General features: G+C 75.1%; 20 protein-coding genes. 2 read left to right on the forward strand and 18 right to left on the reverse strand.

All coding sequences use genetic code 11. The features are described from left to right. Positions 1-72: 72 nt before the first annotated feature. Complete coding sequence (gene rpsT / locus AC0VX0_RS05885; protein WP_036336578.1) at positions 73-339, forward strand: 30S ribosomal protein S20; 267 nt, start codon at positions 73-75, stop codon at positions 337-339. A 102-nt stretch (positions 340-441) separates the two neighbouring features. Here rpsT and holA read toward each other — a convergent pair whose 3' ends face one another. The 6 genes from holA to AC0VX0_RS05915 form a co-directional block, all read right to left on the reverse strand. After that, complete coding sequence (gene holA, locus AC0VX0_RS05890; protein WP_036336580.1) at positions 442-1,461, reverse strand: DNA polymerase III subunit delta; 1,020 nt, start codon at positions 1,459-1,461, stop codon at positions 442-444. A gap of 10 nt (positions 1,462-1,471) precedes the next feature. Next, complete coding sequence (locus AC0VX0_RS05895) at positions 1,472-4,039, reverse strand: ComEC/Rec2 family competence protein (protein WP_036336627.1); 2,568 nt, start codon at positions 4,037-4,039, stop codon at positions 1,472-1,474. Positions 4,040-4,068: 29 nt separating this feature from the next. Continuing rightward, positions 4,069-4,920 carry a ComEA family DNA-binding protein gene (locus AC0VX0_RS05900; protein WP_036336582.1) on the reverse strand — a complete coding sequence of 284 codons (852 nt, stop codon included), beginning with the start codon at positions 4,918-4,920 and terminating at the stop codon, positions 4,069-4,071. A 129-nt stretch (positions 4,921-5,049) separates the two neighbouring features. Beyond that, on the reverse strand, positions 5,050-6,024 hold the full coding sequence (locus AC0VX0_RS05905; protein WP_036336584.1) for a DegV family protein: 975 nt from the start codon (positions 6,022-6,024) through the stop codon (positions 5,050-5,052). Positions 6,025-6,070: 46 nt separating this feature from the next. Then, a complete protein-coding gene (gene leuS / locus AC0VX0_RS05910; RefSeq protein WP_475451407.1) occupies positions 6,071-8,578 on the reverse strand; it encodes a leucine--tRNA ligase in 2,508 nt (835 codons plus the stop codon). Positions 8,579-8,735: 157 nt separating this feature from the next. After that, positions 8,736-10,061 carry a YkvI family membrane protein gene (locus AC0VX0_RS05915; RefSeq protein WP_036336588.1) on the reverse strand — a complete coding sequence of 442 codons (1,326 nt, stop codon included), beginning with the start codon at positions 10,059-10,061 and terminating at the stop codon, positions 8,736-8,738. Positions 10,062-10,333: 272 nt separating this feature from the next. On the opposite strand from AC0VX0_RS05915, the gene AC0VX0_RS05920 reads away from it, so the two are divergent. Beyond that, positions 10,334-11,389: an alpha/beta fold hydrolase gene (locus tag AC0VX0_RS05920; protein ID WP_144820135.1), complete on the forward strand. Its 1,056-nt coding sequence runs from the start codon at positions 10,334-10,336 to the stop codon at positions 11,387-11,389. Between the two features lie 66 nt (positions 11,390-11,455). On the opposite strand, the gene AC0VX0_RS05925 is transcribed toward AC0VX0_RS05920, so the two are convergent. The 12 genes from AC0VX0_RS05925 to AC0VX0_RS05980 form a co-directional block, all read right to left on the reverse strand. Beyond that, entirely contained in the window at positions 11,456-13,507 is a 2,052-nt protein-coding gene (locus tag AC0VX0_RS05925) for a primosomal protein N' family DNA-binding protein (protein ID WP_036313740.1), read from the reverse strand. A gap of 124 nt (positions 13,508-13,631) precedes the next feature. Continuing rightward, positions 13,632-14,894 carry a methionine adenosyltransferase gene (gene metK, locus AC0VX0_RS05930; protein ID WP_036313737.1) on the reverse strand — a complete coding sequence of 421 codons (1,263 nt, stop codon included), beginning with the start codon at positions 14,892-14,894 and terminating at the stop codon, positions 13,632-13,634. A 15-nt stretch (positions 14,895-14,909) separates the two neighbouring features. Next, entirely contained in the window at positions 14,910-16,196 is a 1,287-nt protein-coding gene (gene coaBC / locus AC0VX0_RS05935; protein ID WP_036313734.1) for a bifunctional phosphopantothenoylcysteine decarboxylase/phosphopantothenate--cysteine ligase CoaBC, read from the reverse strand. Positions 16,197-16,203: 7 nt separating this feature from the next. Further along, positions 16,204-16,644: a DNA-directed RNA polymerase subunit omega gene (gene rpoZ / locus AC0VX0_RS05940; protein ID WP_144820134.1), complete on the reverse strand. Its 441-nt coding sequence runs from the start codon at positions 16,642-16,644 to the stop codon at positions 16,204-16,206. A 66-nt stretch (positions 16,645-16,710) separates the two neighbouring features. Further along, positions 16,711-17,361, reverse strand: coding sequence for a guanylate kinase (gene gmk / locus AC0VX0_RS05945; RefSeq protein WP_010078602.1), 651 nt, complete (start codon positions 17,359-17,361; stop codon positions 16,711-16,713). 71 nt (positions 17,362-17,432) lie between these two features. Next, positions 17,433-17,747 carry an integration host factor, actinobacterial type gene (gene mihF, locus AC0VX0_RS05950; protein ID WP_036313727.1) on the reverse strand — a complete coding sequence of 105 codons (315 nt, stop codon included), beginning with the start codon at positions 17,745-17,747 and terminating at the stop codon, positions 17,433-17,435. Positions 17,748-17,884: 137 nt separating this feature from the next. Then, positions 17,885-18,772, reverse strand: coding sequence for an orotidine-5'-phosphate decarboxylase (pyrF, locus tag AC0VX0_RS05955; RefSeq protein ID WP_036313723.1), 888 nt, complete (start codon positions 18,770-18,772; stop codon positions 17,885-17,887). Continuing rightward, positions 18,769-22,074 (reverse strand): carbamoyl-phosphate synthase large subunit, encoded by a 3,306-nt coding sequence (carB, locus tag AC0VX0_RS05960; protein WP_010078599.1) that lies wholly within the window; start codon positions 22,072-22,074, stop codon positions 18,769-18,771. The genes pyrF and carB overlap by 4 nt, the downstream gene beginning before the upstream one ends. A 3-nt stretch (positions 22,075-22,077) precedes the next feature. Continuing rightward, positions 22,078-23,262 (reverse strand): glutamine-hydrolyzing carbamoyl-phosphate synthase small subunit, encoded by a 1,185-nt coding sequence (gene carA / locus AC0VX0_RS05965; protein WP_036313720.1) that lies wholly within the window; start codon positions 23,260-23,262, stop codon positions 22,078-22,080. Beyond that, positions 23,259-23,885 carry a PH-like domain-containing protein gene (locus AC0VX0_RS05970; protein ID WP_036380937.1) on the reverse strand — a complete coding sequence of 209 codons (627 nt, stop codon included), beginning with the start codon at positions 23,883-23,885 and terminating at the stop codon, positions 23,259-23,261. The genes carA and AC0VX0_RS05970 overlap by 4 nt, the downstream gene beginning before the upstream one ends. Beyond that, positions 23,882-25,261, reverse strand: coding sequence for a dihydroorotase (locus tag AC0VX0_RS05975; protein ID WP_101966028.1), 1,380 nt, complete (start codon positions 25,259-25,261; stop codon positions 23,882-23,884). The genes AC0VX0_RS05970 and AC0VX0_RS05975 overlap by 4 nt, the downstream gene beginning before the upstream one ends. Further along, on the reverse strand, positions 25,258-26,241 hold the full coding sequence (locus AC0VX0_RS05980; protein ID WP_036380943.1) for an aspartate carbamoyltransferase catalytic subunit: 984 nt from the start codon (positions 26,239-26,241) through the stop codon (positions 25,258-25,260). The genes AC0VX0_RS05975 and AC0VX0_RS05980 overlap by 4 nt, the downstream gene beginning before the upstream one ends.

Below are 26,241 nucleotides of genomic sequence, written 5' to 3' on the forward strand. Positions count from 1 at the left end.
GCACCCTCCACGACCCCCTGTTCATGCGGCGCCCGGACCCTCGTCCGCGCCGCCGACGACGAAGGACCCGATTTGGCTAACATCAAGTCCCAGAAGAAGCGCATCCTCACCAACGAGAAGGCGCGCCAGCGCAACGTCGCGGTGAAGTCCGAGCTGAAGACCGCCATCCGCGCCGTGGACAAGGCCGTCGCCGCCGGCGAGCCCGAGGCCGCCGCCGCCGCGCTGCGCACCGCCTCCCGCAAGCTGGACAAGGCCGCCTCGAAGGGCGTCATCCACAAGAACCAGGCCGCGAACCGCAAGTCCGGCATCGCCGCCCGCGTGAAGGCCCTCCTCGGCTGATCCACGCCCCCCGGCTGTGACCGCGGCCCCCGCCCCGAGCGATCGGTGCGGGGGCCGCGTCGTGTCCGGGCTGCCCCCGAGGGATGCCGTCCGGCGGCGCCGTCAGCGGCTGACGGCGGTGGCCACGCGGATGACCGCGCGCTCGACGGCGAACTCCGGGTTGCGGGAGGCGCCCTTGGCCTCGGCATCGGCCTGGGCGATCCACTCCACGGCCTGCGCGATGCCGGCCGCCGTCCAGTGCCGCGCCGCCTGCTGGATGTAGCGCACCTGGAACGGGGCCACCCCGAGCAGGGACGGCAGCTCGGCGGCGGGCCGGCGGGCGTCGATCATCCGCGCCACCTGCCGCGCCTTGAGCGCGAGTGCCGCGGTGATCATCACCGGGTGGACGCCGGTGGCCATCGCGTGCCGCACGAGGGAGACGGCCCTCGCCGCCTGCCCCTCGAGCGCCGCGTCGGCCACCGCGAAGCTCGTGGCCTCCACGCGGCCGCTGTAGTACGTGTCCACGGTCTCGACGCTGACGACGCCCTCGGTGTCGTCGACGAGCTGGGCGCACGCGGCCGCGAGCTCCGTGAGCGAGGCGCCGGTGGCGCGGATGAGCGCGCGGGCCGCCTCCTCGTCGATGCGCCGACGCCGGTCGCGGAACTCGGCCTGCACGAAGGCCAGCCGCTCCTCGTCCTTCTTCAGCGGCACGCATTCGACCACCGTGCCGGCCTTCGCGACGGCATCCAGCAGCCTCTTGCCGCGGGTGCCGCCGGTGTGACGCAGCACGAGCGTGACGTCGTCCGCGCCGGGGCCCTGCTGGACGAGGCGCAGGGCGTCCTCGAGGAACGCATCGTTCATGGCCTCGAGGCCCTCGACCGTGATGAGGGTGGGCTCGGCGAAGAGGGACGGGCTGGCCGCGGTGGCCAGCTGGCCGGGCTGGTACTCCCCCGCGCGGAGCCGGTGGATCTCCAGCTGACCGTGACGCTCGCGCAGAGCCTGGGTCACGCGGTCCGTCACCCAGCGGGCGGCATGGTCCTCGGGCCCCTTGAGGAGCATGAGCGGGGCGGGCTCGGCCCTCCGCCAGGCCAGCGGGTCGGTGCGGCCGGCTCGGCCGGAACGGGGGCTGCGGGCGGCGGACATGCGTCCCATCCTAAGGTCCGGTGCGGACGCTCGAGGGCGGGCGGACGGTGTGGACCGCGATCTCGGGCGCGCCGTCGGGGTCGGGGCCGTCCGCGGCCGTGAGGGCCAGCGTGCCGTGCAGGTCCGTGCGGGCCACCGGCCCGAGGCGGCCGAGCGCGTCCACCGTGGCCCGGTGGGGGTGGCCGTACGGGTTGTCGGCGCCCACGGAGACCACGTGCAGGCGGGCGCCGGCCGCGCGCGGCACGGCCGTCCCACCGTTGCGGGCCCCGTGGTGGGCGACCTTGAGCACGTCCACGCGCGGCGGTGCGGCGGCATCGGACCGGCGCCCCGCGACCCACGCCGCGGAGGCGTCCTCCTCCATGTCGCCGGTGACCAGCGTCGTGACCGGACCGGCCCCGCTCTCGACGGTGACCAGCACCTGGGCGGAGGCGTCGTTCTCCTCGGGGGCCCGCGCGTCGGCGAGCAGCACGTGCCACCGCACCGGCCCGGCCGTGCCCGTCGCGCCGGTGCGGAGCCGTGCCGCGTCGGCGAGCGGGTCGACGCCGTCCGCCTCGCCTCCGCGCCCTTCCCGGCCCTGCGCCGGTGCGTCCCGGGTCGCGTAGTGCACCGCCCCGCGGGAGGCGCGGTCGACCACGCCGGCCAGTCCCCCGGCGTGGTCGGCGTGCAGGTGGGTGAGCAGCACGGCGTCCACCCGGTCTACGTCGAGGTCGTCGAGGCAGCGACGTGCGAGCCCCGGCTCGGGCCCGACGTCGACGACGACCCCCGCGCGCGGGCCGGACCGGAACACGGCCATGTCCCCCTGGCCGACGTCGCAGAACGCCACCGCCCAGTCCGGCGGGGCCGAGCCCGAGGACCGCGGCACGAGGACCGCCCCGACCGCCCCCGTGGTGGCCGCGGCCAGGGCGGCGGCGAGCACGACCAGGGCGGGGAGGCGCTCGCGGGTCCGCGGCGCGCTGCGGCCGACACGCCGGACAGGGGCGGTCCGGCGTCGTTCGAGCAGGAGCACGGCGGCGAACCCGAGGAGCGTCGCGGCCACCAGCAGGACGCCCAGCCCGGCGCCGAGGGCTCCGGCCGGCCACGGACGCAGCGCCCCGGGCAGGGAGGCGCTGGTGTGGGCGACCCACCCGATCCAGGCCGCGGGCCACTGGATCACGGCCACGAGGGCGGCCGCGATCCCCGGCGCGGGCAGGGCGAGGGCCGCGGCGAGGGTGCCCAGGACGGTCACGGGCGGCACGGCCGGGGCGGCCAGCAGATTGGCCGGCACCGCGTAGGCCGACACCTCACCGGTCATGGCCAGGATGATCGGCTGGCAGGCCAGGTGGGCGGCCACGGTCACCGCGAGCGACGCCGAGAGCCACCGCGCTACGACGTCGGGCAGCATCCGGCCGAGCCCGGCGTGCAGCGCACGGTCGAGGGGCGCGCCGGCCAGGACGATGCCCGCGGTCGCGGCCAGGGAGAGGTGGAAGGCCGGTTCCACGGCGAGGGCCGGCACCGCGACGAGCAGGGCCGTGCCGCCCACCGTCAGGAGTCCGAACGCCTGCCGCGCGCGGCCGAAGAACACCGCGAGCGCTCCGAGGGCGCCCATCACGGCCGCCCGGAGCACGGACGGCTCCGGCCCCACGACGACCACGAACACCCCGAGGACCGCCAGCCCGGCGCTGAGGACCACCGCCCGGTGCACCCGCGCGCTGCGCAGGGTGATCGCGACCGCGCCGAGGATCATGGCCACGTTGGCCCCGGACACGGCAGACAGGTGCGACAGGCCCGAGGCCTTCATGGCGTCGTCGAGGGCGGCCCCCTGGGCGGAGCGGTCGCCCAGCACCAGCCCCGGGATGAGTTCCGGCGCAGCGCCGACCGTGCCCTCCGCAGACTGACGGAACGCGGCGCGCAGCGCCTCCCGCCGCGGGGGGCCCGGGTCACCGCCGGTGGCCCCGCCTGCCGTCTGCGTCCCGCCGGGGCAGGGTCCCGGCTGCGGGGCGGACGCGGCGGCCAGGAACACGGTGGAACCGGACCTCGACGGCCGGGCCACGACGCACACCCGCGATCCCGGCCCGCCGTCGGGGGCCCACGTCCCGCCCTCCGGCGCGACGATCGTCGCGGGCGGTGCGCCCCCGCCCGTGAGTCGGGCCGTCACGGCCGCCTCGGGGGCCCGCGGCGGATGACCGAACGTCTCGACCCGCACGGGCACGCTCCAGCGTGGGCCGAAGGTCGCCTCGCTCCGGGTGGCGGGCCCGTCCAGGGTCAGCTCGAGCCGCAGCGGTGAGCCCGCGTGCACCGCGCCGGTCCAGCCGCTGCCGCTGGCCGCGGCGGCGGGCCCGGCCGAGTGCTGCAGCATCAGGGCCGCGGCCACGCCGGCCAGCGCCGTCGCGGTGGCCACGCCCCGTATCCGACCGGTCGAGCGGGCGGCGCCCAGGATGGCGGCCGCGGCGACGGCCAGCCCCGTGAGGGCCGCCGCCGACCGGGCCGGGGCGTCCCAGCCGACGCCGAGGATCCCCAGGGTGAGGCACCCGAGCAGGGCGGGCACCCACCGGGCCTCGAGCGGGCCGGGCACCTCGCGGTGCCGGGCGCGGCGGTCCACGGGATCGTTGGGCGGGCCCGGGGCCGGGTTCACCACGAGACGAGGTCGCGGAGCCGGTCAAGCGTGGCCGGGCCGATGCCGGGCACCGCGTCCAGGTCCTGCAGGCCGGTGAACGGGCCGACCGTCTCGCGGTGGGCGATGATCTTCTCCGCCGTGGCGGGGCCGACGCCGGGCAGGGTCTGCAGGCCTGCGGCGTCGGCGGTGTTCAGGTCCACGGTGCCGCGGGGCTCGGCACCGCCAGGCTCGCCAGTGGCACCGGCCCCGCCCGTGGTCGGCGTGGGCTGAGCCTGCGCGGCCCCGGCCACCCGGTCCAGGGCGTCCTGCGGCGTGTGGGCGGAGGGGACGAGGACCTGTTGGCCGTCGTCCAGCGGGGCCGCGAGGTTGATGCGCTCCGCCCGGGCGTGCCGGGTCGGGCCCCCGGCCGCGCGCACGGCGTCGGCCACCCGGGAGCCCGGCGCGAGGCTGACCACACCCGGCCGGGCGACCTCGCCCACCACGTGCACCCGCAGCGGGGTGGACCCGGCGGACCCGGACGCCTCCCCCGACGGCCCCGCCTCGGGCGTCCGCGCGTCGGTGCCGGCCGCCGTCGAGGCGGCGGAGGGCGCGCCGGTCTGCGGGATGCCTGCACCGGCCGCGGCCGCCGGGACCGCCGCGGGCGGCGCCGGGGTGGTCAGCCAGGCCACCGCCCACCAGGCCGCGGCGGCGACGAGCAGCACGGTGACGGCCAGCAGGGCCGGCCGCCACCGCAGCACTGGGCCCCGGGGCGGGGTGCGCTCCCACCGGGACGCGGCGTGCGGGCCGGCCGTGTCGACGTCGGGGACGGCCGCGGGGTCCGGGGCGAAGGCGGGCGGATCGTCGCAGAGGCGGTGGCTGGGGCTCATGCGGGCAGTCTGCGTCCCCGCGTCTGAGCCGGGCGCGTCCCGTACCCGGCCTGGGGATGACCACCGCGGTCCGGGGCGGTGTGCAGGAACGGACGCGCCCGTCTCCGCTGCGCTCCTGCACGGGCGGCCTCAGTCCCCCGAGCCCCCCGTGGGCGATTCCAGTGGGCAGATCACCACGCCCAGCGCACCCAGGCCCAGGTGCGCGGCGAGCACGGCGGGCAGCTCGACGACGGGCACGGGTGTGGTGGAGATCGGCTGCAGACGCTCCGCGAGCTGCATGGCCGTCTCGGGGTCGCCGTACTCGTGGACGGCGATCCGCACCGGGTCCTCTCCGGCCCTCTCGACCGCGAGCTCCACGAGCCGGTCGACGGCGCGGGCCGCGGACCGCGGGCGGTCGACCAGGCCGATCGCGCCGTCGTCGACGGCCATGACGGGGCGCACCTGCAGCAGGGTGCCCAGCAGCGAGGCGAGCCCGCTGATCCGCCCGCCCCGGCGCAGCTGCTCGAGGCTGGGCACCGTGAACAGCACGTGGCTGGAGTCCACGGTGGCCTCGAGCCGCTCGCGGATGCGGGCCACGGGCATTCCCACCCCCGCGTCCACGGCGGCGTCCACCACGGCCGTGCCCAGAGCGAAGCCCACGGTGCGCGAGTCCACCACGGTCACCGGGCGCTCGGCGTCCGCGGCGGCCAGGCGCGCGGCCTCCACGGTGCCGGAGAGCTCGCCGGACAGGTGGACGGAGAGGATGCGTGCGTAGCCGGCGCGGGCCAGCTCGGCGTAGGCCGTCCGGAACGCGCCCGGCGAGGGCCGCGAGGTGCGGACCGGAGTGCCGGCGGCCAGGGCCAGCGGCAGCTCCAGCGCGAGCTCGTCCGTGCCCTCCGTGTGGATCTGCTCGCCCACCATGACGGGCAGCGCCACCTGGCGGATCCCCGCGGCCAGACCGTGTCCGAGGACGGCGCCGGGCAGGGCCGCGGCCGAGTCCGTGACGACGGCCGTGCGGTCCCGGCGGGGCGGGCGCAGCCCGTAGCGTGCCCGCCCGGCCAGCTGGGAGCGGCGGGAGCGCAGGCGGACGAGCGCGTCGTCGCGCCACTGCTCGATGCTCGCCACGGCCTGCCTCCTCTCCCCCGGCTCGGTCGGGGCCGGTCTCACGCGGTCAGCGGATCACCAGGTTCACGAGCTTGGGCTCCCGCACGATCACCTTGACGATCTCGGCGTCCCCGATGAAGTTCCGCACCTTCTGCGACGCGCGGGCGCGCGCCTCGAGGTCCTCGGCGGTGATGTCCGCGGGCACCTCGAGGGTGTCGCGGACCTTGCCCTTGACCTGGACGACGGCCGTGACGGTGTCCTCGACCAGCAGCGCCTCGTCCACCGCGGGCCAGCCGGCGCGGACCACGGAGGGCTCGTGGCCGAGCAGCACCCACATGTCCTCGGCCGTGTACGGCGCCACGAGGGAGAGCAGCACGGCCACGGCCTCGGCGGCCTCGCGGACGGCTGGGTTGGCCGCGCCGGCACCCGCGTCGATCTCCTTGCGGGCCGCGTTGACCAGCTCCATCGTCTTGGCGACGACCACGTTGAACTTGCCGTCGTCCAGCAGCTGCTGGGCCTCGTGCACGGTCCGGTGGGTCACCCGGCGCAGGGCCACGGCCCCGTCCGCCGGGTCCGTGCCGGCCGGGGTGCCCGTCGCGCGGACGTCGCGGGCCAGGCGCCACGCGCGGGCCAGGAACTTGCCGGCGGCCCCCGGGGCGACGTCGGCCCAGTCCACGTCGTCCTCGGGCGGCGAGGCGAACACCATGGTCAGGCGCACGGCGTCGACGCCGAACTGGTCCAGCTGGTCGCCCAGGTCCACGCCGTTGCCCAGCGACTTGGACATGGCCTTGCCGTCGTTGAGCACCTGGCCCTGGTTGAGCAGGGCGCGGAACGGCTCGGTGAAGGGCACCAGGCCGAGGTCGTGCAGGGCCTTGGTGAAGAAGCGGGCGTACAGCAGGTGCAGGATCGCGTGCTCCACGCCGCCCACGTACTGGTCCACGGGCAGCCAGCGGCGCAGGGCCTCGGGGTCGAAGACGCGGGCGTCGTCGTTCGGGGACGCGTAGCGGAGCATGTACCAGGACGAGTCCACGAACGTGTCCATGGTGTCGGTGTCCCGTCGCGCGGGGCCGCCGCACTGCGGGCAGTCCACCTCGACCCACGACGTCGCCGCGGCCAGGGGCGACTGGCCCTTGGGGGCGAGCTGCTCGCCCTTGAGGTCGGTCGGCAGGGTGACCGGCAGCTGGTCCTCCGGCACGAGCACCTCGCCGCAGTCCGGGCAGTGGACCACGGGGATCGGGGTGCCCCAGAAGCGCTGACGGGAGAGCAGCCAGTCGCGCAGCCGGTACGTGGTGGTGCCCCGGCCGGTGCCGCGCTCCTGCACGATCTCGATGGCCCGCGCGATGGCCGCGGTCTTGTCCAGGCCGTCGAGCTCCCCGGAGTTCACCAGGATGCCCTCGCCGGTCGTCGCGACGCCGGAGACGGCCGGGTCCTCCTCGCCGGTGTCCAGCACGGCGCGCACGGGCAGCCCCATGGCGCGGGCGAAGTCGAGGTCGCGCTGGTCGTGGGCCGGCACGGCCATGATGGCGCCCGTGCCGTAGTCGGCCAGCACGTAGTCCGAGGCCCAGATCGGCAGGCGCTCACCGGTCAGCGGGTTCACGGCGTGGCGGCCCAGGAACACGCCGCTCTTCGGGCGGTCCGTGGCCTGGCGGTCGATGTCCGAGACCTTCTTCAGGTCCTCCCGGTACGCCTCGAGTTCGGCCCGCACGTCGTCGCCGGCGAGCTCGGCGGCCAGCGGCGCGTCGGCGGCGACCACCATGAAGGTCGCGCCGTGCAGCGTGTCCGGCCGGGTGGTGAAGACCGTGACGACGGGGCCGTCCTCGACCTGGAAGTCGACGTGGGCGCCCTCGGAGCGGCCGATCCAGTTGCGCTGCATGGCGAGCACGCGCTCGGGCCAGTGGCCGGTGAGCTGGTCCATGTCGTCCAGCAGCGCGTCCGCGTACTCGGTGATGCGGAAGTACCACTGGTTCAGGGTCCGCTTGGTGACCTCGGTTCCGCAGCGCTCGCAGCGGCCGTCCACGACCTGCTCGTTGGCGAGCACCGTCTGGTCCTGGGGGCACCAGTTGACCGGGGAGTCCTTCCGGTACGCCAGGCCCTTGCGGTACAGCTGCTGGAACAGCCACTGGGTCCACCGGTAGTACTCGGGGTCCGAGGTGTGCAGCTCACGGGACCAGTCCACGGCGATGCCGTACCGCTGGAAGGAGCGCTTCTGCGTCTCGATGTTCGCGTAGGTCCACTCGGCCGGGTGGGCGTCGCGCTTGATGGCGGCGTTCTCGGCCGGCAGGCCGAAGGAGTCCCAGCCGATGGGGTGCAGCACGTCGAAGCCGCGCTGCATCCAGTGGCGCGCGACGACGTCGCCCATCGCGAACGCCTCGGCGTGCCCCATGTGCAGGTCGCCCGACGGGTACGGGAACATGTCGACCACGGTGCGGGTCTCGGAGCCGTCCTCGCGCGGGGCGAACGTCCCGGCCTGCTCCCAGTACCCGGCCCAGCGGGCCTCCACGTCACGGAACGAGTACTCCGCGTCGGCGGGGATGCTGGGGGTGGCCGGCACGGCGCTGTCGGGGGTCTGGCTCACGGCGGTTCGAGTCCTCACGCAGTCGGGATGGGGCGCCGGCCCTCGGGCGGCGCGGACGGGGCCGGCGGCACGGCCGGCCACCCCATCCTACGGCGACGGCGCCCCGGCCCGGCCGCAGGGCCGCTCCGAGACGCCGTGCCCGGCCGGGCACGCGGTTTCAGGCGGAGTGGCTGCCGCCTGCCGGACGCTCGGGCCCGGCGTCGGGACCGGGGCGCGCCCCTCCGGAGGTGAGCGCGTCGTCCTCCTCGAGCACCTGGGCGACCTCGTCCTCGAGGGCCTCCGTCACCGCGTCCGGGGCCGCCACGGAGTCCCCGACCGCCTCCTGCAGCTGCACTGCGTGCTGGGCCGTGAAGGTCTTCTCCGGATGCTCACGCAGGCGGAGCAGCGCGAGCAGGCGCAGACGCAGCCCCGACTCGGCGGAGATCTGCCGGCGGTGGGTGAGCCACCAGACGAGGAGCACGAGCGCGAGCACGATCCCCAGGTGGCCCAGCGCCGGGTAGACGACGTTCATCAGGTCGCCGAAGCCGACGAAGCTCACCGCGAAGGCCAGCAGCGTGACGCCGGCGAACACGGGCCGGTAGCGGCCCGGGCGGTCGGCCGTGAGGCGGCGTCCCAGCGCGTAGAACATGCCGATCGCGGTGTTGAAGATCATCAGGTAGATCACCACGACCATCGCCCAGCCCAGCCAGGGCGCGATCGAGGCGAACAGCCGCAGCATGGGGACGTCGGCGCGGCCGATCTCGGCGTAGCCGAGGTAGAGCAGCGTGGAGGCCATCAGGAGCAGGGCGGTGTACATCAGGCCACCGGTGAGGCCGCCGAGGAACGCCTCCCGGGGGTGGGTGATGGACCCGCCGATCACGAGGCACATGGACACGGCCATCACGACGACGAGGCCGAAGTAGTTGACCGAGGACAGCCACCACGGGTCCACCGGCGTGGTGGCCTGGACGGCGAGGGACTCGTGGGCGGTGAAGCCGCCGTCGCGGGTGACCAGGACGTGGACGAACCCGGCCACGACCGCGACGACCACCAGGGGCGTGATCAGGGAGATGATCGCGGAGACCTTCTCCACGTCCAGCATGCCCGTCACGAGCACGAGCAGGGTCATCAGGGTGGAGCCCGCCCACGTCGGCCAGCCGAACTGCTGGGCGAGCGTCGAGCCCGCCCCGGCGAGCATGACGACGCCGATCGCGAAGAGCGTCACCGTCACCACGACGTCCAGGATCCGGGCCATCACGGGGTGCGAGACGCTGCGGAAGACGACCTTGTGGTCGGCCGCGAGGAACACGCTGCCCAGCTGGAGGATGACGGCGCCGCCGGCGGTGACGAGCAGGCCGGCCAGTCCCGCGCCCACGACGCCGATCCAGCCGAAGCCCACGAAGTACTGGATGACTTCGGCGCCGGTGGCGAAGCCGGCGCCGACGAGCAGGCCGACGAAGGCGAGGGCGATCTTCAGGGATCTGAGCGCGACGGGGTGCTGCACGCATGGGCCTTTCGTGGGGGACGGGGTGCGCCCGTGCGGGCCCCGGGACCGAGGACGGGCCGGAGTACGGTAGGCACGCGCGCGCCATCGTGGCCAGGACCAGGCGTCGCCGGGTTCCGGGCAGCGTGGCCTCAGGCCCACCCCAAGGCCGCCCTCCCGCTGGCACGCCGCGGTCGCGATCAGGCCGAGCATCTCGGCGGACCCCGTCCCCGCGTCCAGCGGAGACGAGGCGCCACGGCGTCGGCGGTCGAAGGCCTGGCTAGGGTGGGGACGTGCCTGTCCCGACGCCGTCCGCCGCCCCGGGCCCGCCCGTCCGCCTGCGCGATCTGCTGCGCCCGCCCGCGGCGCCCGCCGATCCCCGCGTGCTCACGGGCCACCCGGCCCGGACGCCCCGCCGGCACACCCTGGCCGTCCCGGACCCCGTCAGCGGGATCCGGTCGTCCGTGGCCGTGTGGGAGTACACCCCCGTTCCGGTGGCCGCGCCGGGATCGCCCGGCGCACCCGAGGGGGACGCGGCCGCTGCCCCGCTCGTGTTCGTGCACGGCTTCCGCGGGGACCACCACGGCCTCGCCCTGCTGGCCGACGCGCTCCCGGAGCATCCGATCCACTCGATCGAGCTGCCCGGCTTCGGGGCTTCGGAGCCCTTCCCCCACGCCGAGCACACCGTGGCCCATCACGCGGACGCGGTGGCCACCGTCGTCGCCGCCCTGGGTCTGCGGGCGACCCCCGTGCTGGTCGCGCACTCCTACGGGACGACGGTGGCGGCCGAGCTGGTCGCGCGGGACCCGTCCCGGTGGGGACGGCTGGTCCTGCTCAACCCCATCGCCGAACCCGCGCTGGAGGCGTCGGCGTCCGTGTCGAGTCGGGTGCTGGCGGCCGTCGCCGAGGGGTACTACGAGGTCGCCGCCCGCCTGCCCGAGCGCCCGGCGCGGCTGCTGCTGGGCGCGCCGCCGGTCGTGTGGGTGACCACGCTCGCCATGACCCGCACCAGGGACAGGGATGTCCTTGCGTACACCCATGACCAGCACCGGCGTCACTTCTCGGGCTTCGCCTCCGCGCGCATGCTCTCCGAGGCGTACCGCGCCTCGAGCACGGGCTCCGTGGCCGACGTCGCCGCCCGCCTCACCCTGCCGGTGCTGCTGGTCGCGGGGCGGGAGGATCCGCTGGGCTCGGTGCCGGCACAGGAGGCGCTCGCCGCGGCGATCGACGCCGCGGGCGGCACAGCGGAGCTGCACGTCCTCGACGGCGTCGGGCATCTGCTGCACTACGAGCGGCCGGCCGCCTGCGCGGCGCTGATCCGCGACTGGTTCCGCCGCGCCGGCCGCTGACGTCGTCGTCGCCCCGGCGTCGCCGCGCTCCGGCCCCTCGGGCTGGGGGCCGGTCCGGCCGCCCCCTCAGAGCACCCCGGCCGGGTCGAGCCGCACCCGCACCGGGGCGGTCTCGCGCCGAGCGCTCGCCGCGGACCGGGCGGCGCGCAGGGCGCCGACGGTGGCCTCGGCCGCCGCGTACGGGAAGATCAGCAGGGCGCGGGAGCGGATCTCGTCGGCGGGGTCCGGCACCGGCCCGATCCAGGGCAGTCGCGCCGGGCCGCCGTCGAGCGGGGCCGAGTGCGGATCCTCGTGGACGTCCTCGTCCGGCCGTTCCCGGCGGGCGGCCTCCACGAGCTCGAGGTACTCCGCGACGGCGGCGGCCTCCCCCGTGACCTCTGCGAGGCGGCCGGCGGGAGGAAGGTGCAGCTCGCGCCGCTCGGCGACCTGGCGCGCGGCGAAGCCGTCGGGGTCCCGTCGGACGAGCGCGTTCACCGCCTCCCCCGCGTCCGCGGTGACCACCACGACGCCCCCGTCGGAGGCGGGGCGGACCAGGCAGGCGGCCGCGAGCCAGCGGGCGAGCACCCGGCCCGGCACGTCGAGGCCCTCGCGCTGGAGCTGGCTGTCCCCGTCGAGCAGCAGGGCGGCCGCGTAGCCGTCGGGCGTCACCGGCTCGGCCCCCACGGTCGCCACCACCAGGGAGGGCCCGGGCGGCACCGAGCCGAGCATGTGCTGCGCCGAGGAGGCGTGCACGGGCACGCGCGGGAACGCCCGGCCCAGCTCCTCGGCCGTGCGGTCCACGCCGCGGGCCCCGGCCCGCAGCGTCGTGCCGCCGCACTCGGTGCACCGGAAGCCGCGCTCCCGGGTGCCGCACCACCGGCACGCCACCTCCCCGTGCCGGGCGGCCCGCGCGTCGCGGAAGCCCAGCGGCCCCGCGCAGACGCGGCAGCGGGCGGGCGTGCGACAGCGCTCGCACACGAGGGCGGGGATGAAGCCGGCCCGGGCCACCTGCACGAGCACCGGGCCGGGCCGTGGCCCGAGCAGCGCGGCGCGGGCGGCGGCCCAGGCGGCCTGCGGCAACCGCGCCCGCTGCGCGAACGGGTCGCGCGCCGTCTCCCAGGCGTCGGCGGTGGAGACGACCCGCGGCCCGAGCTCCCGCTGGGTCGCGCGGGAGGGGCCCAGGTGCAGCAGCCAGCCCGACTCGACGAGCCGTTGCACCGGGACGGACCGGGAGGGCCCGGCGAAGAGCAGCGCCGCGCCGGTCGCGCGGGCCCGCTCCAGCACGACCTCTCGGGCGTGGAAGTAGGGCGCGCGGGGTTCTGCCCACGCGTCGTCGCCGTCGTCCCAGAGCACCACCAGCCGCAGGTCGCGCACGGGCGACCACACGGCGGCCCGGGTGCCGGCCACGATGCGCCGGGTGCCGCGCAGCGCGGCCAGGTGGGCGCGGTACCGGGGCGTGTTGCCGTCCTCGGAGCCGATCCGCGCGTAGGCGTCCTCCCCCACGTGCTCGTCGAGGGCGGCGCAGAGCCGGTCGAGGTCGCGGTGGTCGGGCACCAGCAGTAGGACGCCGCCGTCCGAGGCGGCCACCGTGCGCGCCAGGGCGGCCAGCGCGCCCGCCTCGTCCCATTCGAACAGGCGCGAGGGCACGACGGCGGCCGCCCGCGCGGCGTCCCCGGCCAGCACGGCGGACACGAACGCGGTGCCCCCCTCAAGGGACTCCCACACCGTGGGCACGAGGCCCTCCTCCGCCGCGGGAGGCTCCGGGCGCTCGGCGTCCGTGCCGGTCAGCGTCACAGGGTGGTCCGCGGCGGTTTCCGCGTCCTCCGCCAGGGCGGCCTTCTCGACCTGCGCGACGCGCGGGGGCACCGCGGCCCGCAGCACGTCCGTGACGACGCCGGCCTGGCGGCGGGCCACCGCGCGCGCGGTCGCCAGGACCTCCTCCGTCAGCGGCGGGATGACGGTGAGCACGCCGGTGAGCTCGGTGAGCTGGGCGCCGGTGGCCGGCTCCTGCTCCCGCGAGACGAGCCAGCCCGTCATGGCCCGTCCGCCGAAGCGGACGGACACGCGGGAGCCGGGGACCGCCCGGTCGTCCAGGGCCACGGGCACGAGATAGTCGAACTCGCGGTCCAGGTGCGGCACGGGCGAGTCCAGCAGGACGCGTGCGATCGGCCGCTCCGGCCACCCCTCGGCCCGCTCCGGCAGTCGGGGCGCGTCCTCCGGCTCCGGGAGGGCGAACAGCGCGTCTGTGATGCCCGCCTCCGGGTCAGAGGCCGGCGGCAGCGCGCAGCTGCTCGACGCGGTCCGTGCGCTCCCACGTGAAGTCGGCGTCGTCCCGGCCGAAGTGGCCGTTCGCGGCGGTCCGTCGGTAGATGGGCCGCAGGAGGTTCAGCTCCTTCACGATGGCGGCCGGACGCAGGTCGAACACCGCGTTCACGGCCTCGATGATCTTCTCCTCCGGCACCGTGGCCGTCCCGAAGGTGTCCACGTACAGGCCCACGGGCCGGGCCGAACCGATCGCGTAGGCCACCTGGAACTCGGCGCGCGAGGCGAGGCCGGCGGCCACCACGTTCTTCGCGACCCAGCGGAGCATGTAGGCGGCGGAGCGGTCCACCTTGGACGGGTCCTTGCCGGAGAAGGCGCCGCCGCCGTGCCGGGCCATGCCGCCGTAGGTGTCCACGATGATCTTGCGACCGGTGAGGCCGGCGTCGCCCACGGGGCCGCCGATGACGAACTTGCCGCCCGGGTTGATGATGATCCGCATGCCGGAGGTGTCGAGGCCGGAGCGCTCGATGACGGGCCGGATCACGTGCTCCTCCACGTCCGCCCGCAGCTGCTCCTGCGTGACCCACTCGTGGTGCTGCGTGGAGACCACCACGGCCTCGACCGTGGTGGGCACGTGGCCGGGCGCGTAGCCGATGGTGACCTGCGTCTTGCCGTCCGGCAGCAGGTACGGCATGGGCGTGTTCTCCGCCCGGCGCACCGCGGTGAGCCGCTCGGAGAGCCGGTGCGCGAGGTAGATGGGCATGGGCATGTACGCCGGGGTCTCGTCCGTGGCGTAGCCGAACATGATGCCCTGGTCCCCCGCGCCCTGCTCGTCCACCTCGTCCGCCGAGCCGTACTCGCGGGCCTCGAGGGACCGGGAGACGCCGGCGAAGATGTCCGAGGACTGCTGGCCGATGGAGATGTTCACGCCGCACTGGGCGCCGTCGAAGCCGTTGGCCGAGGAGTCGTAGCCGATGTCCAGGATGGTCTCGCGCACGATCCTGGGGATCTCCACGTACGCTGAGGTGTTCACCTCGCCGGCCACCTGCACCAGGCCGGTGGTGGTCAGGGTCTCCACGGCCACCTTCGCCGACGGGTCGGCGGCGAGGATCGCGTCCAGGATGGCGTCGGAGATCTGGTCGCAGATCTTGTCGGGGTGGCCCGCCGTGACGGACTCGGAGGTGAAGAGGCGGAGCTCTCCGCCGCCCACCCCCGAATACGGGTCGGCGTGGCGGGCGGGGCTCAGCGAGGCGGCATCGGTCATGCCGCACAGTCTAGGTCAGCGGCCCGACGCGCCGACGGGGTCGCGACCGGCGAGGTCATCCACGATCGCCTGCACGACGGCGGCCGCGGCCTCGTCCTTGGAGCCTGCGGCCTCCACGGCGGGGCGGCCGTCGGCGAACAGGATGGTCACGGCGGTCTCGTCCCGGCCGAACACCTTGTCCGTGCCGACCTCGTTGACCACGAGCATCTCGCAGCCCTTGCGCGCCAGTTTGGCCCGGCCGTACTCGAGCACGGAGGACGTCGCGTCGCCGGTCTCCGCGGCGAAGCCGACGATGAGCGGGGCCATGGGCCCGCCCTCGGAGCGGGTGCGCACGGCCGTGGCGAGCACGTCCGGGGTGCGCTCGAGCACGATGACGGGCGCGCCGCCGTCGTCGCCCTTCTTCATCTTGGCGTCCGAGACCTCGGCCGGCCGGAAGTCCGCGACGGCCGCCGCCATCACGAGGACGTCGGCGTCGGCGGCCTCCGCCTGCACGGCGTCCAACAGGTCCTGCGTGGACTCCACGGGCACGACGCGCTCGACGCCCTCGGGCGTCGGGACGGACATGGACCCGGCGACGAACCGCACGGTGGCGCCGGCGTCGAGGGCGGCGCGCGCCAGGGCGGCCCCCTGCTTGCCGGAGGAGCGGTTCCCCAGGTAGCGGACCGGGTCCAGGGCCTCGCGGGTGCCCCCGGCCGTGATCACCACGGTGCGACCGGCCAGCGGGCCGGGCGTCGGCTCGGCGTCGGACCCGGAGGCCCGGGGACGGCGCGGGGCGCCCGCGGCGGCGGCGGCCTGCGCACGCTCCCAGATCTCGGCGGGCTCGGGCAGACGTCCGGCGCCGGAGTCGGCCCCGGTGAGGCGGCCCACGGCGGGATCCACGACCGTGACGCCGCGCTCGCGCAGGAGGGCGACGTTGGCCACCGTGGCGGGGTGGTGCCACATCTCGGTGTGCATGGCGGGGGCCAGGACGACGGGGCACGTGGCGGTGAGCAGCACGTTGCCCAGCAGGTCGGGCGCCATCCCCGCGGCGGTGCGCGCGAGCAGGTCGGCCGTGGCCGGCGCGACCACCACGAGGTCCGCACGCCGGCCGAGCCGGACGTGGTTCACCTCGTCGACCGCCTCGAACGTGTCCGTGCGGACCGGGCGACCGGAGAGGGCCTCCCACGTCGCCGCGCCCACGAACTCGAGGGCGTTGGCGGTGGGCACCACGGTCACGCCGTGGCCGGCCTCGGTCATCAAGCGCAGCAGCAGCGCCGCCTTGTAGGCCGCGATGCCGCCGCCGACCCCGAGGACGATCTCCATGACGGGCTCAGGCCTCCGTGGCGTCCTCGGAGGTGCCCTCCTCGGCGCGCACCGTCTCGGCGGCCTCCTCGATGGCGGCGGGATCGCCCATCGGCTGGTGGGCGTCGGCCGACTCGAGGGTGGCGAACGGGTCGTCCTCGCCCGGCAGGGAGAAGTCGCCGAAGTCCTCGGCGGCCAGGTCGGCCTCCGGGGTGGCCTCGACGGCCTCGTGGGACTCGAGCAGGTCGGCCTCGATCTCGCGCAGGGCGATGGACAGCGGCTTCTCGTTCAGCTGGGTGTCCACGAGCGGGCCGACGTACTCGAACAGCCCCTCGTGCAGCTGCGAGTAGTAGGCGTTGATCTGCCGGGCCCGCTTGGCGGCGAAGAGCACCAGGGCGTACTTCGAGTCGACCCGCTCCAGCAGGGAGTCGATGGGCGGGTTGACGATGCCTTCGTACTGTTCGGTCACGGGGTCTCCAAAGTCTTCATCTCACTGTCACGTCGGCGCCGGGTGCGGCGTCGGTGCGGCCGGTCCTCAGGCCTCGGTCGGACGGCGCTCGGGGTCCAGCCCCATGAGTCTCACCAGTTCCTCGGCGGCCCGCTCCACGCGGTCGTTCACGACGACGGCGTCGAACTCGGGTTCCGCTGCGAGTTCCAGTCTAGCCGTTTCGAGCCGACGCCGCTGTTCCTCCGGGCTCTCGGTGCCGCGGCCGAGCAGCCGGGACACGAGTTCCTCCCAGCTCGGCGGCGCCAGGAACACGAAGGTGGCCTCCGGCAGCGCACGGCGGACCTGGCGCGCGCCCTGCAGGTCGATCTCCAGCAGGACGTGGCGCCCCTGCGCCACGGCCTCCATCACACGGTCGCGCCGCGTGCCGTAGCGGTGGACGCCGTGGACGACGGCCCATTCCAGCATCTCGTCCGCCTCGACGAGGGAGTCGAACTCCTCCGGCGTCGTGAAGTAGTAGTGCACCCCGTCCTCCTCACCCGGGCGCGCCGGGCGGGTGGTGGCGGAGACGGACAGCCAGGCCTCGGGATAGTGCTCGCGGACATAGGCCGAGACGGTGCCCTTGCCGACGGCGGTGGGTCCTGCCAGGACGGTGACGCCCGGGCCCGGGGGGCGTTCCTGGACGGCGGTGCGGGCCACCGGGACGGCGGGGGCGGGTCCGGGGTCGAACGTGTCGGTCACGCATCCTCCTGGTGGGACGGGCCTCGCAGGCCCTTCACCCGGGCCGGCGCCGACCCGCCGGGGTGTGGGGGTCACCGGCCAATATAGGCGATCAACGCCTCGCGCTGACGACGGCCCAGGCCGCCCAGCCGACGCCGCGGCGAGATGCCGCACCCCGCCATCGTCTCCCGGGCCCGGACCTCGCCCACGCCCGGCAGGGCCAGCAGCAGGTCCACGGTCCGCAGGCGGGCGACGGCGTCCTCGGTGTCCGCGCGCGCGAACACGTCGGCCAGGCCGACCGCACCGGCGGCGAAGGCCGCCTTGAGCTCCGCCCGCGCCTGGCGGGCCTGGAGGGCCTTCCTCCGGGCCTCCGCCCGCTCCTGCACACTGAGCTGCCGCAACGCCATGGTCTGACCTCGATGCCTCTCATTCCTCACCGGCCCCGTCGAGACCCTTCCACCGTCAAGGACGACGAGCACAGCCGATCGAAAGGGAAGATACCATCCCGTCCACACGGCACGGGCGCGCCGGGAGGACGCGGGCGTCACCGCAGGGCGGCGCGATTCTCCTCGATCGTGTCCACCAGCGAGGCCACCGACGGGCCCGCGCTCAGGATGCCGCGGGACGAGGTCGCCAAGACCTGCGGCCAGGCCGTCCCGAAGTCGGCCCGCATGCCCCGGGCCGTGGCGCCCTGGGCACCGAACCCGGGCGCCAGCAGGGGCCCGCCGAGGGCCGGCAGGTCCAGGCCGAGGCGGTCCGCCTCGGCGGCCACCGTGGCGCCCAAGACGAGTCCCACCGGCCCCCACGCGTCGTCGCCGCGCAGGGCCGCGTTCTCGGCGGCCGCCGCCGCGGCGATGCGCCGGGCGACCGATCCCTCGGCCGACCCCTCGCCCACGTGCTGGACCTCGCGGCCCTCCGGATTGGAGGTCAGCGCGAGGACGAACACGCCGCGGCCGGCCTCGTGGGCGGCGCGGATGGTCGGCACGAGGGTGCCGAAACCCAGGTACGGGCTGAGCGTCACCGCATCCGCGGCCAGGGGCGAGGCATCGGCGATCCACGCGGCGGCGTAGCCGTCCATGGTGGAGCCGATGTCACCGCGCTTGGCGTCCGCGATCGTGAGCACCCCGGCGTCTCGGGCGGCCGCGAGCAGCCGCTCCAGGGCCGCCAGGCCGGCCGATCCGTGGCGCTCGTACAGCGCCACCTGGGGCTTGATCGCCGCCACGCGGGGCCCCTCGGGACCCACCGCCGCCTCGAGGGCGGTCAGGGAGAACGCCTCGAGGCCCGCCGGGGTGTCGCTCAGGCCCCACTGCCGCAGCAGGCCCGGATGGGGGTCCACGCCGAGGCACAGCGGACCGGCCGTCTCCATGGCCTGGGCCAGCCGCCGCCCGAAGGGGGCGCGGGGCCCCGCGCCGCCCGTCGCCGTCGTGGTCACGCCGCGGCCTCCGGACCGGCGACAGCCTGCTGCAGGCGCGCGTCGTGCTCCTGCAGTGAGGTGACGGACCACTCGTAGGACCGCATGGCCTCGATGGCCTGCAGGCACGCCCCGAACTCGGCCGTGGTCGTGATCACCGGCACGCCGAGCGACGTCGCGGCCGCGCGGATCTCGTAGCCGTCCGTGCGGGCGTCGCCGCCGGAGGGCGTGTTCAGCACGAGATCGACGGTGCCGGCGTGCAGCTGCTCCAGCACGGTGCCCGCGCCGTCCTCGTGCCCGGCGTCGGCGATCTTCGCCACGACCTCCGCGGGGATGCCGTTGCGCCGCAGCACCTCGGCGGTGCCGCCGGTGGAGACCACCTGGAAGCCGAGGTCGACGAGGCGCTTGGCCTGGCCCACGAGGGTGCGCTTGTCCCGGTTCGCGACCGACACGAACACGCGCCCCGAGGTGGGCAGCGGGCCGCCGGCGGCGGACTGGGACTTGGCGAACGCGGTGTCGAAGTGCTTGTCGATGCCCATGACCTCGCCCGTCGAGCGCATCTCCGGGCCCAGCAGCGAGTCGACCACGCGGCCCTCCGCGGTGCGGAAGCGGGTGAACGGCAGCACCGCCTCCTTGACCGCCACGGGCGCGCCGATCGGCAGGGTGCCGCCGTCGTACGCCGTGGGCAGCATGCCGGCCGCGCGCAGGTCGGCGATGCTCTCGCCGACGCCGATCCGCGCGGCCGCCTTGGCCAGCTGGACGCCCGTGGCCTTCGAGACGAACGGCACGGTCCGCGAGGCGCGCGGGTTCGCCTCGATCACGTACAGCACGTCCGAGGCGAGCGCGAACTGGATGTTGATCAGGCCGCGCACGCCGACGCCGGCCGCGATCCGCTCGGTGGCGCGGTGCACGCGCTCGAGCACGTCCGGGCCCAGGGTGACGGGGGGCAGCACGCACGCGGAGTCGCCCGAGTGGATGCCCGCCTCCTCGATGTGCTCCATGACGCCGCCGAGGTACAGCTCGGTGCCGTCGTAGAGGGCGTCGACGTCGATCTCGATCGCGTCCTCGAGGAAGCGGTCCACGAGCATCGGCTGGTCGGGGGTGATCTCCGTCGCGTGCGCCACGTAGTGGGCCAGCGCCTCCTCGGAGTACACGATCTCCATGCCGCGGCCGCCGAGCACGTAGGAGGGGCGCACGAGCACGGGGTAGCCGATCTCGTCCGCCACGCGCTTGGCGTCGTCGAAGGAGACGGCCGTGCCGTTCTTCGGCGCCACCAGGCCCGCGCGCTCGAGCACGAGCGCGAACTCACCGCGGTGCTCGGCCAGGTCGATGGCCGCGGGCGAGGTGCCCAGGATCGGCACGCCGGCGTCGGCGAGCTGCTGGGCCAGCTTGAGCGGGGTCTGGCCGCCGAGCTGCACGAAGACGCCGCGCACGCCGCCGGAGGCCTCCTCTGCCGCGATGACCTCCAGGACGTCCTCGAGCGTGAGCGGCTCGAAGTAGAGGCGATCGGAGATGTCGTAGTCCGTGGATACCGTCTCCGGGTTGCAGTTGACCATCACGGTCTCGTAGCCGGCCTCGCGCAGCGCCATGGTGGCGTGCACGCACGAGTAGTCGAACTCGATGCCCTGGCCGATCCGGTTCGGGCCCGAGCCGAGGATGATCACCGACTCGCCCTCGTGCGGGGCGACCTCGGTCTCGAGGTCGTAGCTGGAGTACCGGTACGGGGTGAAGGCCTCGAACTCGGCGGCACAGGTGTCCACGGTCTTGTAGACGGGGCGCACGCCCAGGGCGTGACGCACGCCGCGCACGACCGCGGCGTCCATGTGCCGCAGCGAGCCGATCTGGGCGTCGGAGAACCCGTGCCGCTTGGCGCGGCGCAGCAGGGCCTCGTCGAGGACCTCGGCGTCGCGGATCTCGTCCGCGACCTCGTTGATGAGCACGAACTGGTCCAGGAACCACGGGTCGATCGCGGTGGCCTCGAAGGCCTCCTCGATCGTGGCGCCGGCGTAGAGCGCCTGCTGGGTCTGGGAGAGCCGGTCGGTGGTGGCCGTGCTCGCCGCCGCGAGCAGGGCCTGCGGGTCGGCGTCCTGCGGGAACGCGAGCTCCGAGCCCTTCTGCTCGAGCGAGCGCAGGGCCTTCTGCAGGGCCTCCGTGAAGTTGCGGCCGATGGCCATGGCCTCGCCGACCGACTTCATGGTGGTGGTCAGCGTGGGATCCGCCGCCGGGAACTTCTCGAACGCGAAGCGCGGGACCTTCACGACCACGTAGTCCAGGACCGGCTCGAAGGACGCCGGGGTCTTCTGGGTGATGTCGTTGGGGATCTCGTCCATCGTGTAGCCCAGGGCCAGCTTGGTGGCGATCTTGGCGATCGCGAAGCCGGTGGCCTTCGAGGCCAGCGCCGAGGAGCGGGAGACGCGCGGGTTCATCTCGATGACGACGACGCGCCCGTCCACGGGGTTCACCGCGAACTGGATGTTGCAGCCGCCGGTGTCCACGCCGACCTCGCGGATGACGTTGATCGAGATGTCCCGCAGCTTCTGGTACTCGCGGTCCGTCAGCGTCATGGCCGGGGCCACGGTGATGGAGTCGCCGGTGTGCACGCCCACGGGGTCCACGTTCTCGATGGAGCAGACGACGACGACGTTGTCGTTCTTGTCCCGCATCATCTCCAGCTCGTACTCCTTCCAGCCGAGGATGGACTCCTCGAGCAGGACCTCGGAGGTCGGGCTGTACTGCAGGCCGGCGCCGCAGATGCGGTACAGGTCGGCCTCGTCGTAGGCCATGCCGGAGCCGAGGCCGCCCATCGTGAACGAGGGGCGCACCACCACGGGGTACTTCAGGTCCTCGACGGCGGCCAGGGCCTCCTCCATCGTGTGCACGATGTGGGACCGGGCGGACTCGCCGCCGGCACGCTCCACGACGCCCTTGAACAGCTCGCGGTTCTCGCCGAGCTCGATGGCCTCGATGTTCGCGCCGATCAGCTCGACGCCGAAGCGCTCGAGCACCCCGTCCTTGTCGAGGGCGATGGCGGTGTTCAGCGCCGTCTGGCCGCCCAGGGTGGGCAGCAGGGCGTCCGGGCGCTCCTTCTCGATGATCTTGGCGACCACGGCCGGGGTGATGGGCTCGACGTAGGTGGCGTCGGCCAGCTCCGGGTCGGTCATGATCGTGGCCGGGTTGGAGTTGACGAGGACGACGCGGACGCCCTCCTCCTTGAGGACGCGGATGGCCTGGGTGCCCGAGTAGTCGAACTCGGCGGCCTGGCCGATCACGATGGGGCCGGAGCCGATGACCAGGACGGACTTCAGGTCGGTGCGCTTGGGCATGGATCAGGCTCCTTCGGTGGCGGGGGTGGTGGCGGCGCGGTGCTCGGTGAGCAGCTGCACGAAGCGGTCGAACAGGTCGAGGGTGTCGTTGGGGCCGGCCGCGGACTCCGGGTGGAACTGCACGGAGAAGGCGGGCCGGTCGAGCAGGCGCAGGCCCTCGACGACCTGGTCGTTCAGGGACCAGTGGGAGACCTCGACGCGGCCGAAGCGCGACTCCGGCGCCTCGATCGGCTCGCCGAGGGGGGCGTCCACGGCGAAGCCGTGGTTCTGGGAGGTGATGGCCACGCGGCCCGTGGCCTTGTCCAGCACCGGCTGGTTCGGGCCGCGGTGGCCGAACTTCAGCTTGTAGGTGTCGAAGCCGAGCGCGCGGCCGAAGATCTGGTTGCCGAAGCAGATGCCGAAGAACGGCAGGCCGGCGTCGAGGACCTCGCGCAGCAGCTCCACCTGGGCGTCTGCCGTGGCCGGGTCGCCGGGGCCGTTGGACAGGAAGACGCCGTCCGGGTCCACGGCGCGGATGCCGGCCAGGTCCGTGGCCGCGGGCAGCACGTGCACGCGGATGCCGCGGGAGGCCAGGTGCCGCGGCGTGGCGGCCTTGATGCCGAGGTCGAGGGCGGCGATCTCGGCGATCGGCTCGCCCTCCCAGCCGTGCTCGGCCGGCTCGATGACGTACGGCTGCTCCGTGGTGACGGACTCCGCGAGGCGGGCGCCGGCCATCGACGGCTGGGCGCGCACCTCCGCCAGCAGCTCGGCCTCCGGGCGGGCGGCGTGCTCGCCGGAGAACACGCCGGCGCGCATCGAGCCCTCGGTGCGCAGGCGGCGGGTGATGGCCCGGGTGTCGACCTCGCGGATCCCGACGACGCCGAACGTCTCGAGCTCCTCGTCGAGGGTGCGCTCGGCGCGCCAGTTGGACGGACGCCGGGCCGCGTCGCGGACCACGTAGCCGGCGGCGAAGATCGCCCGCGACTCGCGGTCGGCGTCGTTGACCCCGGTGTTGCCGATGTGCGGGGAGGTCTGCACGATGATCTGCCCCGCGTAGGACGGGTCGGTGAGGGTCTCCTGGTAGCCGGTCATGCCCGTGGTGAACACGGCCTCGCCCAGGGTGCGGCCGCGGGCGCCGTAGGCCCGGCCGCGGTGGACGGTGCCGTCCTCGAGGACGAGCAGGGCCAGGTCGTCGGTGGGGGTGCTCATCGGGGGTCTCCTTCTCCTGCGCGGCCGGCCGGGTCGGCCGGGGCGGGGTCGATGATGGTCTGCAGGGCGGCGAGGAGCCGGTCGCGGTCCTCGGGGCGGTCGGGGCGGAAGGCGGAGGTGAGTTCGACGTCGCCGAGGCGCCAGCCCCAGGCGACGAGCCCGCCCGGCTCGACGAACTTGCCGGCGATCCCCGCGGACAGGCCGGCCTCGACGAGGTCGTCCGCGGGGATGAACAGGTTGGCGGCCCCGGGGCGGAGCACGAGCAGGCCGCGGTGGGCGCCGGCGTCGTGGACCTCGAGGACGGCGCGCGAGCGCAGGCCCAGGCCGTGCACCGCCACGCGGTCCAGTCGGTCCTCGCCGCGCACCGTGCCCACGTGCATGCCCTCCGCGGACAGCGTCGGCTCGGCGTCGTAGAGGGCCGTCGGCACGGGGGCCGGGGCCGGGATCCCGGCCTGCGCCCGGCGGCGGGCCCGCCACCCGAGGGCCAGCAGGCCGAGCAGCACGAGGACGACGGCCAGGGTGCCCAGGGTCACCGGCAGCCACACGTCCGCGTAGTCCTTCGTCGGGGTCCGCGGGGGGACGGGTCGGGCCGCCAGGGCGGCGGCCAGGGGGGTGATGCTCACGCGCGCTCCCCCGTCTCCGTCAGGGCCGGGTGGCGGTACGGCCGGGCGGGGGCGCCGTCGGCGACGACGCGGGCGCCGCGATAGACCGTGTGGCGCACCGCGCCCGGCAGCTCCATGCCCCGGTACGGGCTGTTGCGGGACTTCGTCAGGTGCTGCTCGGGGTCCACGGTGCGGCGGGCCCGCGGGTCCACGAGCACGAGGTTGGCCACGGCGCCGACGCGCGGGACGCCGCGCTCGTCGGCCTGGCCCTGGTCGGTCAGGCCGGCGATCCGGGCCGGCGCCGTGGACATCACGCGGGCGACGCCCGCCCAGTCCATCAGGCCGGTGTCCACCATCGCCTGCTGCACCACGGACAGGGCGGTCTCGAGGCCCGTCATGCCCATCGCCGCGACCGTCCACTCGCACTGCTTGGTCTCGGCGGTGTGCGGGGCGTGGTCGGTGCCCACGGTGTCGATGGTGCCGTCGGCCAGGCCGGCGCGCAGGGCCAGGACGTCGGACTCGCGGCGCAGCGGCGGGTTGACCTTGAACACGGGGTCGTAGGATCGGACGAGCTCCTCCGTGAGCAGCAGGTGGTGCGGGGTGACCTCGGCGGTCACGGCCACGCCCTGGGCCTTGGCCCAGCGGATCAGCTCGACGGAGCCGGCCGTGGAGACGTGGCACACGTGCAGGCGGGAGTCCACGTGCTGGGCCAGCAGCACGTCACGGGCGATGACGGCCTCCTCCGCCACGGCGGGCCAGCCGGCCAGGCCGAGAACGCCGGAGAGCTCGGACTCGTTCATCTGGGCGCCGGCGGTGAGGTTCGGCTCCTGCGCGTGCTGGGCCACGAAGCCGCCGAAGGACTTCACGTACTCGAGCGCCCGGCGCATCAGCACGGCGTCGTGGACGCACATGCCGTCGTCGGAGAACATCCGCACGCGGGCCTGCGAGTCGGCCATCGCGCCGAGGTCGGCCAGGGCCTCGCCGGCCAGGCCCACGGTCACCGCGCCCACGGGGTGCACATCGCACCAGCCCGCGTCCCGGCCCAGCCGCCACACCTGCTCCACCACGCCGGCGGTGTCGGCCGTCGGCGTCGAGTTGGCCATCGCGTGGACCGAGGTGAAGCCGCCCATCGCGGCGGCGCGGGTGCCGGTCTCGACCGTCTCCGCGTCCTCCTTGCCGGGCTGGCGCAGATGGGTGTGCAGGTCGACGAGCCCGGGCAGCAGCACCAGGCCGGCGCAGTCGACCTCCTCGGGGGCCGGGTCGAGGCCGGCGGCGTGGGTCGCGGCGTCCGGGCCGAGGGCGGCGATCCGGCCCTCGGCGACGAGCACGTCGGCGGTCTCGCCCGTGGTCAGGCGCGCGCTGCGCAGCAGCAGGGGGGCGGGGCTGGGGGCGCTCACGGGCGGACCTCCTGGTCGTGGTTGAGGACGAGGTGCAGGACCGCCATGCGGACGGACACGCCGTTGGCGACCTGCTCGAGGGCGGTGTTGCGGGGCGAGTCCGCCGCCGCCGGGCTGATCTCCAGGCCGCGGTTCATCGGGCCGGGGTGCATGACCACGGGCTCGTCGAGCAGGGCGCCGCGGCCGGCGGTGAGGCGGGCGAAGCGGTCGTCGGTCAGCCCCCAGGTCCGGGTGTACTCCCCCGCGGACGGGAAGAAGGCGCCGCCCATCCGCTCGGCCTGGACGCGGAGCATCATGACGGCGTCGGGGCCGGCGTCGAGGGCCTCGTCCAGCGAGTAGGTGACCTGGCACGGCCACGCGGCCACGCCGACGGGCAGCAGGGTGGGCGGGGCGGCCAGGGTGACCTGGGCGCCCAGCGTGCTGAGCAGCCACACGTTGGACCGGGCCACGCGCGAGTGCAGGATGTCCCCCACGATCACCACGCGCATGCCGGTCAGGTCCTGGCCGACCAGGTCCTCTCCCGTCGCCGCGGCGAGGCGCCGGCGCAGGGTGAAGGCGTCCAGGAGGGCCTGGGTGGGGTGCTCGTGGGTGCCGTCGCCGGCGTTCACGACGGCGGAGCGCACCCAGCCGGAGTCGGCCAGCTGGCGGGCCGCGCCCGAGGACCAGTGGCGCATCACGATGGCGTCCGCGCCGATGGCCTCGAGCGTCTGGACGGTGTCCTTGAGCGACTCCCCCTTGGAGACGGACGATCCCTTCGCGGAGAAGTTGATCACGTCCGCGGAGAGCCGCTTGGCGGCGGCCTCGAAGGAGATGCGGGTGCGGGTGGAGTCCTCGAGGAAGAGGTTCACCACGGTGCGGCCGCGCAGGGCGGGCAGCTTCTTGACCTCGCGCTGGTTGACGGCGGCCATCTCCTCGGCGGTGTCGAGGACGGCGAGGGCGTCGGCGCGGGAGAGGTCGGCGGTGGACAGCAGGTGGCGCAC

It is taken from the genome of Micrococcus sp. iso_26 (assembly GCF_056172975.1).

Bases quoted from the DNA above. Each gene is read 5' to 3' on its own strand.
- holA (WP_036336580.1), bottom strand. From the start codon at position 1,461: ATGTCCGCCGCCCGCAGCCCCCGTTCCGGCCGAGCCGGCCGCACCGAC.
- AC0VX0_RS05900 (WP_036336582.1), bottom strand. From the start codon at position 4,920: ATGAGCCCCAGCCACCGCCTCTGCGACGATCCGCCCGCCTTCGCCCCG.
- metK (WP_036313737.1), bottom strand. From the start codon at position 14,894: ATGACCGATGCCGCCTCGCTGAGCCCCGCCCGCCACGCCGACCCGTAT.
- coaBC (WP_036313734.1), bottom strand. From the start codon at position 16,196: ATGGAGATCGTCCTCGGGGTCGGCGGCGGCATCGCGGCCTACAAGGCG.
- mihF (WP_036313727.1), bottom strand. From the start codon at position 17,747: ATGGCGTTGCGGCAGCTCAGTGTGCAGGAGCGGGCGGAGGCCCGGAGG.
- carB (WP_010078599.1), bottom strand. From the start codon at position 22,074: ATGCCCAAGCGCACCGACCTGAAGTCCGTCCTGGTCATCGGCTCCGGC.
- carA (WP_036313720.1), bottom strand. From the start codon at position 23,262: ATGAGCACCCCCACCGACGACCTGGCCCTGCTCGTCCTCGAGGACGGC.